Raw genomic sequence first — 17,783 nt, forward strand, 5'->3', positions numbered from 1 at the left:
TGTGGACAATTTTTCAATACTAAATTAACCACATCTACAAACTAGACCCTGTCCCCCTGAGCGCAGTCGAAGGGTGTATTTAAATGCCAATTTAGAAATTAAATGTAAGTTGGAGTAATACCTACAAGATAATGAAAACCGTGCAGGATAATGAAGTGGGATATTTAATTAATATCCTGAAATCCCAAATCCTAAATTTATAATTTCAAATACCAATTATCGATTTCTCCAGAAAAATGGAGTTAATAAGATAAGTACTGTAAACAGCTCCAATCTTCCAATTAACATTAAGAAGCTAGACCACCATTTTGCAGCGTCTGGCAAATGCCCAAAATTGTCAACTGGGCCTAGACTACCAAGTGCAGGTCCTATATTTCCAAGTGTTGAAGCGGCTGCACCTATAGCCGTTTTAAAATCTAAGCCTACCCATGAGAAGACTAATGTTCCAACTATAAACGAAAGCATATAGAGTATAAAAAAGCCCAATATATTAAATACAATAGGTTGTTGTACAGCTTTTTGGTTGTATCTCACAGGTAAAATTGCATGTGGATGAAGTGTTCTTTTAAATTCTAATACACCGTTTTTTATCATTATTAGATGGCGCATAATTTTTATTCCTCCTGAAGTAGAACCTGCACATCCTCCTAAAAACATCATTCCAAAGAAAAATATAGTTAAGAAGGGTGTCCATGCAGTATAGTCAGCACTTATAAAACCTGTAGTTGTAATTACTGTAAGCACTTGGAACAATGCGTGGCGAATTGCGCTTTCAAATGGGCCCCACACCATTGGATGAACAACACTAGACAGTGACATATCTGCTTCAAAATATATCAATAAAGCAGCTAGTAACGTAAACCCTATTACAATCGCGGCATACATTTTAAACTCTTCATCTTGAAATATTTTTTGAAACTTTTTCTTGAAAGCAAAATAGCTTAGAACGAAGTTACTACCGGCCAAGAACATGAAAAATATAATAATGTATTGCACCAATGGGTTATTGTTCCAGTAAGCAACACTATTGTTTTTGGTAGAAAACCCACCTGTACTCAATGTCGATAAAGAATGGTTTATAGCATCGAAAAAACTCATCCCAGCCAACTTAAGAAGGATTGTTTCTGCTATGGTATAACCCACATAAATAAGCCAAAGTCGTTTTGCAGTATCGGTAATTCGAGGGTGAAGTTTATCACCTCCAGGCCCCGGTGCTTCAGCAGCAAAAAGTTGCATCCCCCCTATTCCTAATAATGGGAGAATAGCTATTGCCAAAACAATTATCCCCATACCTCCTATCCAATGTGTAATACTTCGCCAAAAAAGCACACCCTTAGGCACCGCTTCAATATCCGATAAAATAGACGCTCCAGTAGTTGTAAAACCACTCATAGTTTCAAAAAAAGCATCGGTAAAATTTGGGATTGCAGCCGTAAAAAGATAAGGTAGTGTGCCTATAAGCGCCATAAAAACCCAACCAAAGGTTACAATAATATACCCTTCTCGCTTTTGAATTTCTTTTCTATGGTTCTTAGTTAAAAGCATAACCACCCCGCCAAGCCCAAGCGCTACGGACCCAGAATAAATCATTTGAGCTAAAACACCATCACTATAATGCCAACTAACTATTGCAGATAGAAACATAAATCCGCCATTCACAACGAACAAAAGGCCCATTAAATGCGCTATAATCTTAAAGTTTAGCTTGGTGAGGGAATTCATTACACAAATAGTTTTTCAACCTTATTTATAGATTGTGGAAGACAACATACTACTACTCTGTCTCCTTGTTTAATTTGGAAATCTCCTAAGGCAATAATCCCGACTCCGTCTCTAACTACACCCCCAATAATTGCAGAATCAGGAAAATGAAGATCTTTTATTTTTTTGTTACATACTTTAGAATGCGACGACACCATAAACTCTAACAATTCTGCATTCATATTATTCAACTTAGTCATAGCCACAACTTCTCCTTTCCTTACATAACGGAAAATATTATTGGCAGCCAAAAGCTTCTTGTTAATAAGCGTATCTATACCTATGGAATGCGATAATTGAAAGTAGTCCATGTTTTCTACAAGCGCTATCGTTTTTTTAACTCCTTTCGATTTCGCTACCAAACAAGACATAATATTAGTTTCACTGTTTCCTGTTACAGCAATAAAGGCATCCATGTCTTCAAGAGATTCTTCTAAAAGCAAATCTACATTTCTACCATCACCATTTATAACCAAACAACTAGGTATTTCATCTGCAATTTCGAAAGCTTTCTCTCTACTGCTTTCAATTAATTTAACTTTAAACTTTGCCTTGCATAAATCTTTGGCTGTTTTGTAACCAATTTTACTACCACCAAGAATCATTACATTTTTAATGTCTTGTTTGCTCTTACCAGATAGTTTAAAAATTTGTTCGTTTCCTTTCTTTACAGTAGTGAAATAAACTTGATCACCTTGTTTAAACTGAGTATCACCCCTTGGTATAATTGTATATTGTGTCCCAAATCGTTGAAGCGCAATAGGCACATATTTTAAATCCGGATAAATTTTAGCGACTTCTTTAACTGTTTTCCCAACGAATGCTGAAGCTCCTGATAGGCTTAAACCAATCATGGTTAGTTCTCCTTCTTCAAATTCGTAACTTTCATTAAATGCACTTTGATTTAAGAGAAGTTCAATTTCATCCGAGGCTAACGATTCTGGAGAAATAAGCTCATCAATTCCAAACTTAGAAAAACCAACATCGTCCTTTTTTTCAATAAATTCGGTGTTGGAAATACGTGCAATAGTTCGTTTGGCACCTAATTCTTTAGCTAAAACACAAAGTGTAATATTGGTCGTTTCACTTGAAGTAACCCCAATAACTAAATCTGTTTCGGCTACTCTACTATCTTGTAATACTGATATTGAGGTTGCATCTCCTCTTACAACACGTATATCTAAATGCGTATCAGCATTTGCTAATGATTCGCGATCGGTATCTATTAAGGTTATATCTTGCGATTCAAATGAAAGAAGTTTAGCAAGATGAAATCCTACCTCTCCCGCACCAGCGATAATAATTTTCATGAAAATTTTGTTTTGGCGAATGAAATAAGTGAGTGCAAAGATATGTATTTATGATATTGATATTGAATATTAGCGCATTAAAGTATATATTTTTACTTCCTGAAACTTTAACAAAGGTAGTATCATCTGACCAAAAAATATGTAGTTTTGTAGGCGTAAAATTATGAAGAAAAAAATAACTCCCTACAAAGATTCGCAAGACGGCAAAAAGAAACAAGTTGAGCAGATGTTCGACAACATTTCTGAGAATTATGACGGCTTAAACCGTGTAATTTCACTTGGCTCTGATATTAAGTGGCGAAAAAAGGTTATTAAAATGGTTGGCGACACTAAGCCAAACTCCATTTTAGATATTGCTACTGGAACAGGAGACCTTGCAATTCAATTTGCTGAAAGTACAAATGCTGAAAAAATTGTTGGTTTAGACCTTTCAGAAGGAATGCTTTCAATTGCAAAGAAAAAAGTTTTTGGAAAACCAATCTCTCAAAAAATTGAGTTTATTCAAGGTGATTCTGAAGCTTTACCTTTTAAAGACAACACCTTCGACGCTATTACAGTTTCTTTTGGAATTAGAAATTTTGAAAATCTTGAAGTAGGGCTTTCAGAAATACTTCGTGTGCTAAAAAGCAATGGTATTTTTGTAGTTTTAGAAACTTCTGTACCCTCAAAATTCCCTTTTAAACAAGGTTATAACTTATATTCTAAAAACATTTTACCGCTTATCGGAAAGGTATTTTCTAAAGATAAAGTTGCCTATAAATATTTAAGTGAAAGCGCTTCCACATTTCCACATGGTGAAAAGCTCAACAATATTTTAAAAGAAATCGGGTTTAAGAATGTGGAAAACAATCCCCAAACTTTTGGTGTAGCTACCATTTATAAAGCAACAAAATAAGTATGAAAAAAGTATTTTTTGTAATTGCCATTTTATTTTGTGTAACCAGCAGCTCTGCACAAGGAGGCCTTTTTAGTAAGGAACGTTTAGAAAATTTACAAAATTTTGATAAAAGATTTCTTACTTACGGTTATTTTTTAGGCTTTAATAGTTACGATTTTAAATTTGATTATAAACAACATCTTGGCAACGACACAGATGTATTGGTACAACGCTCCGCAGGTTTTAATGTTGGTCTTGTTGGGGATATGAAAATTATTGAAAATATTCACCTGCGTTTAGAACCTGGATTATATTTTACACAACGCGATTTAGAGTTTCGAAATACAACAGGTGCTCAAGATTCTCTGCGTGAAGTTAAATCTACTTATATACACGTGCCACTTTTGGTGAAATTTTCTACCAATAAATTAAATAATTTTAGACCATTCGTGGTTGGTGGAGTTTCGGCTTCATTAAACCTTTCTAGCAATCAGGACAATCCAGAAGATAATGAACAAGGGAAATTCAGAATGACGAAAGGAACTTATTATTACGAGTTAGGCTTTGGTATAGACTTCTACCTGTACTACTTTAAATTCACGCCTTCAATTCGAGGAGTATTTGCGTTGAATGATGAGTTAGTAAGAGATGATGATCCAAATAGCCCATGGACTGGAAATATTGATAAAATGTCCTCAAGGGCAATATTTATAAACTTTACATTTCAGTAGCGCTTCTAAATTCACTTAAAAAAATAGCAGTCGCTGTGGCAACGTTTAAGCTTTCCGCTCTTTGGGCTTCTCCATAACGCGGAATGGTCAATTTTTGATTCAACATATTCATTATTTCTTCTGAAATCCCATTTGCTTCATTACCCATTACAATCACGGCATCTTTAGGCAACTCTTCAGAATAAATATTGTTTCCATCCATACAAGCACCGTAAGTTTTCTGTGTTGTATTCTGCAAGAATTGTGGAAGTGATGTATAATGCACAGCTACCCTAGCCAAGGACCCCATTGTAGCTTGTACTACTTTAGGATTATAACAATCCACAGTATCTTTAGAACACACCAATTGCTGAACCCCAAACCAATCGCACAAACGTATAATTGTACCAAGATTCCCAGGGTCACGAACAGCGTCTAATACTACTGTTAACCCTATACTTTTGATAGATTCATTTTTTGGAATTTTAAAAACTGCAACAGACGTATTCGCAGTTTTTAAAAAACTTAATTTCTTTAGCGCTTTTTCATCTACAAGAAAGTGATTTTCAGCAACAATTTCCGATTGGTCTACGGTAAATAGCCATTGAAGTTCTATGCCTTCATTAATTAATTCTGCAATAACTTTAGGCCCTTCTGCCACAAAAAAACCAGTTTGATCTCTATACTTTTTCTGTTGAAGACTTGTTATTAATTTTGTTTGACTTTTGCTAACCAAAATATAGTATTTTTGAATTTGACTAAACAAGCACTCTTGACGCACTATCTTGCAAAAATATCACTATTTATAGTATTTATAAGCTTATTATATTCTTGTAATGCTGTAAAACAAGTACCAGATGGAGAATTTCTACTAACAGAGAACACTATTTTGGTAGATAGCACTAAAATTAAAGACGCTGGGGTTTATAGCCAATTAGCGCAAAAGCCCAATCCTACCATACCATTAATTGGTGTTCCCTTAGGCTTACACATCTACAACTTAGCAGATCCACAACCAGATTCAACATATTTAAAGTGGCTTCATAAAAATCCAAAAAGAGAAGAAAGGCTCATCCGATTTCTATCAAAAAAACAAGTTGACCAGATAGACAGTAGTTATGTTAGCTTCAACAAATGGCTTCAGAAATTAGGCGATGCTCCCGTAATTATTAAAGAAAATAAAACCGAAAAATCTTTAGAGCGATTAGAACGATGGTATGCAAGCCTAGGGTACTTTAACAATGAGGTAAATTTTAAAATCGAGCCTGACAAAAAAAGAGCGAAAAGAGCTTCATTAGTTTTCAATATTAACAGACAGAAACCTTATATTATTGGAGATACAATTATTGAAAAAATAAGTTCACCAGTAGTAGACTCCCTTTTTCAAAAAACAAAAAGCAATTCGTTTATTAAGGCAGGGAAACAATACGCTGCTGCCGATTTTGTGAATGAAAGAGATAGACTTACAGTACTTTTAAGGAATTCTGGTCTTTACCATTTTGAACAAGATTACGTAAGGTTTGAAGCCGACACTGTAAATACAGGTCACAAAGCGAACATCACTTATTTAATTGCCGACAGAAAAATAACCGACGCCGATAGCTCCAGGACGGTGCCATTTAAAGTTCATAAAATAAATGAAGTTCAAATTATTACAGACTACAGTTATGCCAATCGAAATAAAAGCTATAGTGATTCTATAAGCTATAATGGATATAAGCTATACAGTTATGGTAAAATGCGCTACAGACCTAAAGCAATCACAGATGCTGTATCGATTACACCAGGAAAGATATTTAAAGATATAGACAGGTCGCTTACCTACAATCAGCTTAGCGATTTAAACATTTTCAAATATCCCAACATAAATTATACCCCTGTACCGAATGACACTACAGGGACTTTGCTTAACACCTCTATTTTATTAAGCCCTCGTGACAATAAAACCTTAGGAGTAGATTTTGATGCTTTTTTATCTACTATTCAACAATACGGGATTGGATTTAGTGGAAATATGACATTTAGAAATATTTTTAGAGGAGCAGAGATACTTCAAATTTCAGGAAAAGGAAGTCTAGGATCGTCGAAAGATGCGGCGGATAATTCGAGTAGATTTTTTAATATTTCAGAATTTGGTGGGGATGCAAAATTGACTTTCCCGCGTATTATTTTACCCTTTAATACCCAAAAGCTAATTCCAAAATATATGCTTCCAACTACAACTTTAAGTTTTGGTGCAAGTGCACAAAACAATATTGGTTTGGATCGACAGTCTTTTAACAGCTTTTACAATTACAGTTGGAAACCTTCAAAAATCCTCAATTATCAAGTTGACGTACTTAATGTTCAATATGTGAAAAACCTCAACATTGGAAATTACTTCAATGTTTACAAAAACAGTTTTGAACAACTCAATGACATAGCACAACAAACAGAATTTGCTTACCCAGGAATTATCAACCCCGAATATTATTCAATAAACAATAATAACGAAGTAGTACTTGTAATTCCAAGTGGTGCAAATGGCTTTATTAGAGATGTATTAAATGGAGACATCACTCCTGTTTCAGATCAAGGAGAAGCATATCAATTGGTTGATAATATTGATGAAAGAAAAGCAAGGCTTACCGAAAACAACTTGATTTTTGCTTCAAATATTACCCGTACAAGAGACACACGTGAAAACATTCAAGACAATAGTTTTTCACGTACAAGATTTAAACTTGAAAGTGCTGGGAATATACTTTCTAGTGTTGCGAGCTTAATTGGCGCAAAAAAGAACGATAGAGGAAACTACGAAGTTCTTAATGTTCAATATTCCCAATACATTAAAGGTGAAGCTGAATATATTAAACACTGGGAGCTAGACGACAATAATATTCTAGCTATAAGAGCTTTTGGTGGAATTGCTATTCCGTATGGTAATAGTAATAGTATTCCATTTACGCGAAGCTATTTTGCGGGTGGTGCAAATGACAATCGCGGGTGGCGAGCATATGACTTAGGTCCAGGAAGCAGCGGCAGTAAAGATGAATTTAATGAGGCTAACTTTAAAATAGCCTTAAACGCAGAATACAGGTTTACAATTATCGGGGCTGTAAAAGGCGCATTATTTGTAGATTCTGGAAATATTTGGAATGTTTATGACAACATACAGGATGAAGAAGCAAAATTTAACGGGTTTAAGGATTTAAAAGAGCTTGCTGTTGCCTCCGGCATAGGACTTAGATATGATTTTGGATTCTTCGTTATCAGATTGGATGTGGGCTTTAAAACCCATAACCCTGCACGTCCTGAAGGCGAACGTTGGTTTAAAGATTACAACTTCTCAAAAGCTGTTTACAACATAGGTATTAACTACCCCTTCTAAACCATATAAATTTGTTATTTTTGTCTGCTAATTGAGTTATCAGTTTATAGTTTCAAATAGAAGAATTTTCGATTAACATATTATCTCAAAAATTATGAGTCACGGAATTAAGCCAGGTGTTGCCACCGGAAAAGAAGTTCAAAAAATACATAAATACGCAAAAGAAAAAGGTTTTGCTATGCCTGCGGTAAACGTTGTAGGTTCAGATAGCGTTAACGCTGTAATGGAAACCGCTGCTGGATTAAATTCTCCTGTAATTATTCAATTTTCTAACGGGGGAGCTCAATTCAATGCAGGTAAAGGGCTTTCTAATGAAAATGAAAAAGCAGCAATTGCTGGTGCTGTAGCAGGAGCAAAACACGTTCACGAACTTGCAGAACTTTATGGCGCAACAGTGATACTTCATACAGATCACTGTGCTAAAAAATTACTTCCTTGGATAGATGGACTACTAGATGCTGGTGAAAAATTTTACAAAGAAACTGGTAAACCATTATACAGCTCACATATGATCGATCTTTCTGAAGAACCTATCGAGGAGAACATCGAGATTTGTAAGCGCTATTTAGAGCGTATGAGCAAAATAGGTATGACCTTAGAAATTGAATTAGGTATTACAGGTGGTGAAGAAGATGGTGTAGATAATACAGATGTAGATTCTTCAAAACTTTACACACAACCAGACGAAGTAGCATACGCTTACGAAGAACTTTCCAAAATAAGCGATCAATTCACAATTGCTGCAGCTTTTGGTAATGTTCACGGTGTATACAAGCCAGGAAATGTTAAGCTAACGCCTATCATCCTGAAAAATTCTCAAGAGTACGTTCAGAAAAAATTTAATACAGGTTACAACCCTATCGATTTTGTTTTTCATGGCGGAAGTGGATCTTCATTAGAAGAAATTCGTGAAGCAATTAGCTATGGAGTTATAAAAATGAATATCGATACTGATATGCAATTTGCATTTACGGAAGGTGTGAGAGAGTATTTTGTAAAAAACCTAGATTATTTAAAAACGCAAATAGGAAACCCAGAAGGTGATGATCTTCCTAATAAGAAATATTACGATCCAAGAAAATGGCTTCGCGAAGGCGAATTAACATTTAAGAAAAGATTAGAACAAGCTTTTGAAGATTTGAATAACGTAAACACGTTATAACATAATTCTCGTAACAATAGATTATATATGTACTAAACCATATTATTAAAACCTATTGATACTGAATATAAAATCAACATAGTGAAACTTCAACCAATAACAACAGATGAAAATGCCTTGGTTTAAAAGAACGAAAAAAGGGATACAAACCCCAACTGAAGAGAAAAAAGACGTCCCTAAAGGGCTGTGGTACAAATCGCCTACAGGTAAAATTGTGGATAGCGAAGAGCTTGAAAGAAACTTTTACGTAAGTCCTGAAGACGGATACCACGTACGAATAGGAAGTAAAGAGTATTTTCAAATTTTATTTGACGATAATAAGTTTAAAGAATTAGACAAAAACCTTACTTCTAAAGACCCTCTTAAGTTTGAGGATAAAAAGAAATATACAGACAGGCTAAAAGAGGCAGAAGAAAAAACAGGATTAAAAGATGCTATTCGTTGCGCTGTTGGGAAATCGATGGGCGAAGATTTAGTTGTTGCCTGTATGGATTTTAGCTTTATTGGAGGTTCTATGGGTAGCGTTGTTGGTGAAAAAATTGCACGTGCTGCAGATTATTCTTTAAAGAAAAAAATACCATTAATGATTATTTCAAAAAGTGGTGGAGCTAGAATGATGGAAGCTGCACTATCGTTGATGCAACTTGCTAAAACAAGTGTAAAGCTTGCACAATTAAGTGATGCTGGTATTCCTTATATTTCTTTAGCAACAGATCCAACTACGGGAGGAACCACAGCTTCTTTTGCAATGTTGGGTGATATCAACATTAGTGAACCAGGTGCATTAATTGGTTTTGCAGGACCACGTGTGGTAAGAGATACTACAGGTAAAGAATTACCTGAAGGGTTCCAAACATCTGAATTTGTATTAGAGCACGGGTTTTTAGATTTTATCACACATCGTAAAGATTTAAAGCGAAAAGTTAACCTTTACCTAGACCTGGTTTCAAACAGACCTGTACGTAAAGAAACTGCTTAAGTTTTAAAAAGTGGTTATTATTCTAAAAAATAATATAGTAACTCAATAAGTTTTACTACTTTTGCAGCCTTGATTATCAAAATGGTAGTCAATACATAAAAATCATTTTAACAATATTGGCATGTATTTATCACAAGAAGCTAAAGAAAAAATTTTTGAAAAACACGGTAAATCAAAGAAAGACACTGGTTCCGCAGAAGGACAGATCGCTTTGTTTACTTACCGTATCGAGCATTTAACAAAACACCTTAAAAACAACCAAAAGGACTTCAACACTGAGCGTTCATTGGTAATGTTAGTAGGAAAAAGAAGATCTCTTTTAGATTATTTAATGAAAAAAGACATTCTTCGTTACCGTGCTATTATTAAAGAATTAGGATTACGTAAGTAATTATAAGAGGGGGCGTTTTACGCCCCTTTATTTTTTACTCCAAATTTGATTTGGGGTTTTATTAAAAAAACCCTTAATTTATAAAGAAGGCTACCCCCTTAGTTTTTCATTGGTCAAATCACAACAACACAACAACACTTAGCTTGAAAAACAAGCTCAGACCAAAAATTAACTGCATATATCTTTATGTGCAAAAATGAAAAACAAATGATACCTAAAGTATTTAAAGAGGTCATTGACCTTGGTGATGGAAGACAAATCACCCTTGAAACTGGAAAGTTAGCTAAACAAGCTCACGGTTCTGTAGTTGTACAATCTGGAAAATGTATGTTATTATGTACTGTAGTTTCTAACTACGACTACAAAGACTTAGATTTCCTACCACTTACAGTAGATTACCGCGAAAAGTATGCTGCTTCTGGTCGTTACCCAGGAGGTTTCTTTAAAAGAGAAGCAAGACCAAGTGACGGAGAAGTATTAACAATGCGTCTAGTAGACCGAGTTTTACGTCCACTTTTCCCAAAAGATTACCACGCTGAAACACAAGTTATGATTCAGTTAATGAGTCACGACGACGATGTTATGCCAGATGCAATGGCAGGATTAGCGGCTTCTGCTGCAATTCAGCTATCTGATTTTCCTTTCGAATGCCCTATTTCAGAAGCACGTGTAGGAAGAATCAACGGTGAATTTATCATCAATCCTACTAGAGCACAATTATTAGAGTCTGACATCGATATGATGATTGGAGCTTCTGCTGACAGTGTAATGATGGTTGAAGGTGAAATGGACGAGATTTCTGAAGAAGAAATGACTGATGCAATTAAGTTTGCACACGAACACATTAAAGTTCAATGTGCTGCACAAGTGAGACTTGCTGAAGCTTTTGGAAAGAAGGAAACTCGTGAATACCCTGCAGAAAGAGAAGACGCAGACCTTGAAAAGAAGGTTTACAATATGGCATACGATAAAGTATACGCTATTGCAAAAGCTGGTTCTGCTAAACACGAAAGAACGACTGCTTTTGCTGAAATAAAAGAATCTATTAAAGCTACTTTTACTGAAGAAGAATTAGAAGACTTTGGAGATCTTGTTTCGAGATATTATTACAAAGCTGAAAAAGCTGCAGTTAGAGATTTAACGCTAAACGAAGGATTACGTTTAGATGGACGTAAAACAAACGAAATTCGCCCTATTTGGTGTGAAGTTGATTACTTGCCATCTGTACACGGTTCTTCTATTTTTACCCGTGGAGAGACTCAGGCACTTGCAACAGTGACTTTAGGAACATCAAGAGAAGCGAACCAGATAGACATGCCTTCATTTGAAGGTGAAGAGAAATTCTACCTACATTACAACTTCCCTCCTTTTAGTACTGGAGAAGCTAGACCAATTCGCGGTACATCTCGTCGTGAGATTGGACACGGTAATCTAGCGCAACGCGCACTTAAAGGAATGGTACCTAGCGATTGTCCTTACACTGTACGTGTAGTTTCAGAAGTATTAGAATCTAATGGATCTTCTTCTATGGCAACTGTTTGTGCTGGAACAATGGCAATGATGGATGCAGGAGTCCAAATGACAAAACCAGTATCTGGTATTGCAATGGGATTAATCTCTGATGGTGATAGTGGTAAATACGCTGTACTTTCAGATATTTTAGGTGATGAAGATCACTTAGGTGATATGGACTTTAAAGTTACTGGAACGGCAGACGGTATTACTGCTTGCCAAATGGACATTAAGGTAAAAGGGCTAAGCTATGAGATTCTTGTAAATGCTTTAAAACAAGCTAGAGATGGAAGACTGCATATTCTTGAAAAATTGACTGAAACTATTGCAGAGCCGCGTGAAGATGTTAAGTCTTATGCTCCCAAAATGGTAACTGTTAGAATCCCTAATGAGTACATTGGTGCTTTAATTGGACCAGGAGGAAAAGTTATTCAAGAGCTTCAAAAAGAAACAGGCTGTACAATTGTTATTAACGAAGATCCAGAAACTGAAGAAGGAATTGTAGAAATTCTAGGAACAGGCCAGGAAGGTATTGATGCTGTTTTAGCTAAAATAAAATCTATAACATTTAAACCTAAAATGAATAGTGTTTACGAAGTTAAAGTTATTAAAATGCTCGACTTTGGTGCTGTTGTAGAATATTTAGAAGCTCCAGGAAATGAGTCGCTATTACACGTTAGTGAATTAGCTTGGGAACGTACAGAAAACGTATCTGATGTTGTAAACATGGGAGATGTATTTGATGTAAAATACTTAGGTTTCGACCCAAGAACTAAAAAAGATAAGATTTCTAGAAAAGCTTTATTACCAAAACCAGAAGGCTACAAAGAGCGTGCTCCACGTGAAGACAGCCGAAATGGTGGACGTGACAATCGTGGACGCGATAACCGCGGACGTGATAGAGATAGAGATAGAAAGAGAGATTAATTTTAGTTGTGAGATTATTTTAACTCATAACTATAAACTTAAAAAAACGCCTTCATTTTTGAAGGCGTTTTTTGTTTTTATGCCATAATTTCATAAAAAGCCAAAAGTGTGCAATCCTGTCACCTTAAGATTTTCAGGTTTTTAAATAAACTTATAAACATTCAAACCACCTTGTATAGTACGCTAACAGTGAATTTAAGTTTTAACTTCAGAATTAAAAATTTTTATTGGCCCTCTCGCATAGTACTTGCAGCTTTATAGGCATAACAATAAAACAAATTATGAAAGTACTAGTAATTGGCGCAGGAAATATGGGGTTGACATATGCCGAAGGCATGGCTGATTCCCCCTTATTGAATCGTAGAAAATTAATGATCTTCGATGTTTCAGATGAAAAAATTTCATCGCTAGAAAAGGTTGACAAATTTGATGTTTATAGAAATCTAGAAGATTGCCTTCCCAAAGCAGATATCGTTTTTGTAGCTGTAAAACCATACCACAGTGATGAGTTATTCCAAGAAATGAAAAACATGATCAATAGTGATCAAATTTTTATATCATTAATGGCTGGAGTTACCATCGAAACCATCCAAAATAGCCTAGACATTAAAAAAGTGGTTAGGGCTATGCCAAATCTCCCAGCAAAGGTAGGAATGGGAATGACATCATTTACAGCAGCCAAAGAACTTAGCCGCGTCGAGCTTTTAATGGTGCGAAACCTATTAGATACCACTGGAGAAGCAATTCACGTAGCAAACGAAAATTTTATAAATGCTTCTACCGGAATTTCAGGAAGTGGCCCAGCTTACGTTTTCTACTTTATGCAATCTATGTTGGAAGCTGCACTTAAAATGGGCTTCTCACAAAATGATTCAAAAATATTGGTCACCCAAACATTTGAGGGGGCTGTAAGACTTTTTACAGAATCTGATCTTTCACCAAATAGTTGGATGAAGATGGTAGCTTCAAAAGGAGGAACTACCCAAGCAGCATTAGATTCTATGGAAGATAACAATGTAAAGGAATTGATTAAAGAAGCTGCCTATGCAGCTTTTAACAGAGCAACAGAATTAGGAAAATAAAAAAAGAAGGAAATTATATGAAGGAAAAACGAGTGGTTATAAAAGTAGGAACCAACGTTATGACAAATAAAGACAATCGTATTGTAGGACCAATTCTCAATGAACTGGTAAGACAAATCGCTACCTTATACGAAGATGGGTACTCACCTGTTTTGGTCTCTTCAGGATCGGCAATAGCTGGTATGGAGGTTTTAGGGGAATGTTTAGCAAAGGATGATGCTACAAGAAGGCAAATATATTCTTCTGTAGGGCAACCTCGAATGATGCGACATTACTATAGCCTATTCCATGATTACGGAATGCGATGTGCACAAATTTTAGCAACAAAACGCGATTTCACTCCAGGAAAACATCGTGAAAATATGATTAATTGTTATGAAGGTCTTTTAGCAGAAGGAATTGTACCCATTGCTAATGAAGATGACGCAGTTTCCTTAACAATGTCCATGTTCAGTGATAATGATGAGCTTGCTAGCTTAGTAGCCGAGCTTATTGAAGCAGACGCTTTAGTGATTTTAACAGATACTGATGGCTTATATACTGGTCATCCAGATGATGAAGATTCTCAAAAACTGAGCAAAGTTCACCCAGACCAGGCTGTAGAACAATATGTTCAAGCGTCAAGTAAAGGCGAAGGCGAAGGTCGTGGTGGAATGAAGTCTAAACTTAAAATTGCCAAGCAAACAGCCAAGAAAAATATACCTACTTATATCGCTAATGGAAAACGTAAAAATGTAATTGTTGACATTTTAAACGGCCATGATTTAGGTACAAAATTTTACGCATAATTTAAAAAAACAGAAGAGAATATGAAGTTGATAGATGAAAAATTAAAAAATCAGGTTTTAAATTTGATGATAAATATTATCGATAAAAACCGTGAGGAATTATTAAAGGCAAATGAAAAAGATTTACAAGCTTTTACAAAAAACGATCAAGCACTATACGACAGATTGGTGGTAGATAACTCCAAGATTGATGGTATGATAAAAGCTATTTCTGAAGTTAAAGATCAGGAAGACCCAATAAACCAGGAGATAAGCAGTAGAGAGCTGGAAAGCGGCCTTAAGATAATTAATAAAACAGCTCCCTTTGGCACTATTATGATTATATACGAATCAAGACCAGATGTTACTATCGAAGCTGCAGTACTTGCTTTTAAAGCCAATAATAAAATTCTATTAAAAGGCGGTAAGGAAGCCTATAACAGCAATAAAATTTTGATAAAATTCTGGCATGAAGCGTTACAAGAAAACGGACTTGAGAAAGATTGGATTACAATGCTAGAGCTAAACAGAGAAGAAACACAAGCCTTCTTAAAAAATCCTGATGAACCAATAGATTTAATTGTACCACGTGGTGGTGAACGTTTAATTCAATTTGTAAAGGAAAATGCCAATTGTGCTGTTTTAGTTAGTGGTCGTGGAAACAATTTTTTGTACATAGCCGAAGATGCCGATTGGAAAAAATCTCTTGAGGTGATTATCAATGCAAAAACCGATAAAATTTCAGGTTGCAACGCATTAGATAAAGTTTTAGTAGATAAGAACATCCCTAATTATGCAACAAAACTTCAAGAATTAAAAGAAGTGCTCGAAGCTTCAAAAGTGAAAATTATTGTAGATTCTGAAGTTAAACAAACACTTTCTTCTTCAGAATTAATCGACGATGAAAATACTTGGTATGAAGAGTTTTTAGCAATGAAAATTGCAATTGGCGCAGTTGAAAACATAGACCAAGCTATTTCAAAAATAAATAAATACAGTGGTGGACATTCAAGTGCTATACTAACTGAAGACAATAGCAAAGCAGCTAATTTTATGGAAAACATAGACAGTGCTGCTGTTTACCACAACGCCTCTACGCGTTTTACCGATGGTGGACAAATGGGCGTTGGTGCCGAACTTGCTATTAGTACAGATAAACTACACCATCGCGGCCCCTTAGGTTTAAAGCAATTGGTGACTAATAAATACTACGTTTATGGAAATGGCCATATTCGAGTGTAGTAATTAACTCAGTAAATGTTAAAAATCCTTCTAACGCAACCTTTTTAATATTATCAGACTATAGGGAAACAACTTAAGCAAGCATCTTATGAAAATCCTTAAACTATTTCCATTATTTTTCCTGATGGTCTTTTTTGGCTCTTGTGAAAATGAACCGCTCGGTAAAATCGATCCATCACAGGTTATACAAGTAAACTCCGAACTATACCAATTGATTGAAAAGGCTGCCAACAGTGATTTTACCAATGAAATTACTTGTATAGACTTCAATTATGGATTCACTTTGATTATTTACGATGAAGACTTTGAAATTTTCGGCTATCAGGTTATAAATAGTGATAGTGAATTTAGTGACTTTTTAGGCACACTCGAAGAAGGGAAATCAATTAGCTTAAGCTATCCTATTACAAGTACTTTAAACAGTGGTGAGCCCTACACTATAAATAATAATGACGAGTTGAAAGAGGCTATAGAGAAATGTTTAATTGCAGACGAAATTACCACATGTAACAATATTCTAACCGAAACTTCTTGTATTTGGAAAATCAGCCATATAGAAGGACCAAATAGTGAATATGATAGTTCTTATTTTGAAGTAAGCAACAGTGGTAATGTAGGATTGTATTCCGATGAAAACTCATTTGCGGGGACTTGGATTACCTATTTTATAGAAGACGAACTACATCTCAATATTTTTTTAATAGGTAATGAAGATGTAAAAGACGCGTGGAACTACGATTGGAAAGTAATTAGCTATGACGAATCTCAGATGACCATAGAGAATGGTACCGACCGTTTTCAGTTATTAAAAGAATGCACAGAACCTTGTAAAAAATTTCTGTTTGAAGAATGTGAAATTCGTCCTGGTTCAGAAAAAGCTATTTTCAATTTAGATAGCTATTTTGAATGTTTTTTTCCATTTACAAGAATAGACGATCCTACAACAGTTAGAACTACGTATTACGAAAACTACGAAGATATGCTTTCGGGTATAAACCCAATAGTAAACTTACTGTATGAAAACACTATAAATCCTCAAATAATTTATGTTAGATTTGATGACATTATTACAGGAGAACTGTTAACATCTATGCCCCTAGTTTTAAAAGTAATTGAATGTTCTTAAAGGGATAGTTACAATTGAAAGAAGACGAATTAATAAGGAGATGTTGTAAAAACAACCGAGCAGCTCAAAGCGAACTATTCAGGAAGTATAAGGATAGCCTTTTCTTTATTTCGCTGAAATACTGCCGAAACGAAGCTGATGCAGAGGATAACTTGCACGATGCTTTTATTACAATTTTTCAAAAAATAAGAACATTTTCAAGGAAAGGATCTTTTGAAGGGTGGATGAAACGAATAACCATCTATAAGGCCATTGATAAATACAAAGAACAAAAACCTTTTTCTATTGAATTTAATAACGATATTCTAAAAGATTCAGTCGAAATTGAAGTAGAAAATGAAGACAGTCTATCTTTAAATCAGTTTTTAAAATTAATACAAGATCTTCCAGATCAATACAGACTGGTGTTTAACTTATACCAATTAGACGATTTTTCACATAAGGAAATCGCTTCGCTTTTGAATATTTCAGAAGGAACATCAAAATCAAATTATTATCGTGCAAAATTAATTTTACGCGATAAAATAAAAGAAGCACAGAAAATTCTCAGTTCAAAAGCACTTTAGA

Annotated in this window: 15 protein-coding genes; 12 read left to right on the top strand and 3 right to left on the bottom strand. The window is 35.0% G+C overall.

What is annotated here, in order from left to right; all coding sequences use genetic code 11:
* Window positions 1–216: 216 nt before the first annotated feature.
* Both K8344_RS08280 and trkA read right to left on the bottom strand, forming a co-directional pair.
* Window positions 217–1,722 carry a TrkH family potassium uptake protein gene (locus K8344_RS08280; protein ID WP_237608264.1) on the bottom strand — a complete coding sequence of 502 codons (1,506 nt, stop codon included), beginning with the start codon at window positions 1,720–1,722 and terminating at the stop codon, window positions 217–219.
* A complete protein-coding gene (gene trkA, locus K8344_RS08285; protein WP_237608265.1) occupies window positions 1,722–3,071 on the bottom strand; it encodes a Trk system potassium transporter TrkA in 1,350 nt (449 codons plus the stop codon). The genes K8344_RS08280 and trkA overlap by 1 nt, the downstream gene beginning before the upstream one ends.
* A 163-nt stretch (window positions 3,072–3,234) precedes the next feature.
* Between trkA and ubiE the strand changes: the two genes are divergently transcribed.
* Both ubiE and porT read left to right on the top strand, forming a co-directional pair.
* The gene (ubiE, locus tag K8344_RS08290; RefSeq protein WP_237608266.1) at window positions 3,235–3,966 is read left to right on the top strand and encodes a bifunctional demethylmenaquinone methyltransferase/2-methoxy-6-polyprenyl-1,4-benzoquinol methylase UbiE; all 732 of its coding nucleotides are present in this window, start codon (window positions 3,235–3,237) and stop codon (window positions 3,964–3,966) included.
* A gap of 2 nt (window positions 3,967–3,968) precedes the next feature.
* Entirely contained in the window at window positions 3,969–4,679 is a 711-nt protein-coding gene (gene porT, locus K8344_RS08295) for a type IX secretion/gliding motility protein PorT/SprT (RefSeq protein ID WP_237608267.1), read from the top strand.
* Here the strand turns inward: porT and K8344_RS08300 are convergent.
* Window positions 4,666–5,439 (bottom strand): RNA methyltransferase, encoded by a 774-nt coding sequence (locus K8344_RS08300; RefSeq protein WP_420908350.1) that lies wholly within the window; start codon window positions 5,437–5,439, stop codon window positions 4,666–4,668. The two genes, porT and K8344_RS08300, sit on opposite strands and share 14 nt — an antisense overlap.
* On the opposite strand from K8344_RS08300, the gene tamL reads away from it, so the two are divergent.
* From tamL to K8344_RS08350, 10 genes are all read left to right on the top strand, one after another.
* On the top strand, window positions 5,431–8,028 hold the full coding sequence (tamL, locus tag K8344_RS08305; RefSeq protein WP_237608269.1) for a translocation and assembly module lipoprotein TamL: 2,598 nt from the start codon (window positions 5,431–5,433) through the stop codon (window positions 8,026–8,028). The two genes, K8344_RS08300 and tamL, sit on opposite strands and share 9 nt — an antisense overlap.
* A gap of 94 nt (window positions 8,029–8,122) precedes the next feature.
* Window positions 8,123–9,190, top strand: coding sequence for a class II fructose-bisphosphate aldolase (fbaA, locus tag K8344_RS08310; RefSeq protein WP_237608270.1), 1,068 nt, complete (start codon window positions 8,123–8,125; stop codon window positions 9,188–9,190).
* Window positions 9,191–9,302: 112 nt separating this feature from the next.
* Window positions 9,303–10,169, top strand: a complete 867-nt coding sequence (gene accD, locus K8344_RS08315) for an acetyl-CoA carboxylase, carboxyltransferase subunit beta (protein WP_237608271.1) — start codon at window positions 9,303–9,305, stop codon at window positions 10,167–10,169.
* Window positions 10,170–10,290: 121 nt separating this feature from the next.
* Window positions 10,291–10,560 carry a 30S ribosomal protein S15 gene (gene rpsO, locus K8344_RS08320; protein ID WP_139855782.1) on the top strand — a complete coding sequence of 90 codons (270 nt, stop codon included), beginning with the start codon at window positions 10,291–10,293 and terminating at the stop codon, window positions 10,558–10,560.
* 207 nt (window positions 10,561–10,767) lie between these two features.
* Window positions 10,768–12,999: a polyribonucleotide nucleotidyltransferase gene (locus tag K8344_RS08325; RefSeq protein WP_237608272.1), complete on the top strand. Its 2,232-nt coding sequence runs from the start codon at window positions 10,768–10,770 to the stop codon at window positions 12,997–12,999.
* Window positions 13,000–13,280: 281 nt separating this feature from the next.
* Window positions 13,281–14,081 (top strand): pyrroline-5-carboxylate reductase, encoded by an 801-nt coding sequence (gene proC, locus K8344_RS08330; RefSeq protein WP_237608273.1) that lies wholly within the window; start codon window positions 13,281–13,283, stop codon window positions 14,079–14,081.
* Between the two features lie 17 nt (window positions 14,082–14,098).
* Window positions 14,099–14,869, top strand: a complete 771-nt coding sequence (proB, locus tag K8344_RS08335) for a glutamate 5-kinase (protein ID WP_237608274.1) — start codon at window positions 14,099–14,101, stop codon at window positions 14,867–14,869.
* 21 nt (window positions 14,870–14,890) lie between these two features.
* Window positions 14,891–16,090 (top strand): glutamate-5-semialdehyde dehydrogenase, encoded by a 1,200-nt coding sequence (locus K8344_RS08340; protein WP_237608275.1) that lies wholly within the window; start codon window positions 14,891–14,893, stop codon window positions 16,088–16,090.
* A gap of 88 nt (window positions 16,091–16,178) precedes the next feature.
* A complete protein-coding gene (locus tag K8344_RS08345; RefSeq protein ID WP_237608276.1) occupies window positions 16,179–17,216 on the top strand; it encodes a hypothetical protein in 1,038 nt (345 codons plus the stop codon).
* Between the two features lie 14 nt (window positions 17,217–17,230).
* Window positions 17,231–17,782 carry an RNA polymerase sigma factor gene (locus K8344_RS08350; protein WP_237608277.1) on the top strand — a complete coding sequence of 184 codons (552 nt, stop codon included), beginning with the start codon at window positions 17,231–17,233 and terminating at the stop codon, window positions 17,780–17,782.
* Window position 17,783: the final 1 nt, after the last annotated feature.

It is taken from the genome of Aequorivita xiaoshiensis (assembly GCF_022008395.1).
GTDB lineage: Bacteria > Bacteroidota > Bacteroidia > Flavobacteriales > Flavobacteriaceae > Aequorivita > Aequorivita xiaoshiensis.

What these genes read in the sequence shown, in the direction of transcription:
- trkA (WP_237608265.1), bottom strand. Translation starts at nt 3,071, where the DNA reads ATGAAAATTATTATCGCTGGTGCGGGAGAGGTAGGATTTCATCTTGCT.
- porT (WP_237608267.1), top strand. Translation starts at nt 3,969, where the DNA reads ATGAAAAAAGTATTTTTTGTAATTGCCATTTTATTTTGTGTAACCAGC.
- proC (WP_237608273.1), top strand. Translation starts at nt 13,281, where the DNA reads ATGAAAGTACTAGTAATTGGCGCAGGAAATATGGGGTTGACATATGCC.
- rpsO (WP_139855782.1), top strand. Translation starts at nt 10,291, where the DNA reads ATGTATTTATCACAAGAAGCTAAAGAAAAAATTTTTGAAAAACACGGT.
- proB (WP_237608274.1), top strand. Translation starts at nt 14,099, where the DNA reads ATGAAGGAAAAACGAGTGGTTATAAAAGTAGGAACCAACGTTATGACA.
- K8344_RS08340 (WP_237608275.1), top strand. Translation starts at nt 14,891, where the DNA reads ATGAAGTTGATAGATGAAAAATTAAAAAATCAGGTTTTAAATTTGATG.
- K8344_RS08280 (WP_237608264.1), bottom strand. Translation starts at nt 1,722, where the DNA reads ATGAATTCCCTCACCAAGCTAAACTTTAAGATTATAGCGCATTTAATG.
- K8344_RS08345 (WP_237608276.1), top strand. Translation starts at nt 16,179, where the DNA reads ATGAAAATCCTTAAACTATTTCCATTATTTTTCCTGATGGTCTTTTTT.
- K8344_RS08325 (WP_237608272.1), top strand. Translation starts at nt 10,768, where the DNA reads ATGATACCTAAAGTATTTAAAGAGGTCATTGACCTTGGTGATGGAAGA.
- fbaA (WP_237608270.1), top strand. Translation starts at nt 8,123, where the DNA reads ATGAGTCACGGAATTAAGCCAGGTGTTGCCACCGGAAAAGAAGTTCAA.
- ubiE (WP_237608266.1), top strand. Translation starts at nt 3,235, where the DNA reads ATGAAGAAAAAAATAACTCCCTACAAAGATTCGCAAGACGGCAAAAAG.
- accD (WP_237608271.1), top strand. Translation starts at nt 9,303, where the DNA reads ATGCCTTGGTTTAAAAGAACGAAAAAAGGGATACAAACCCCAACTGAA.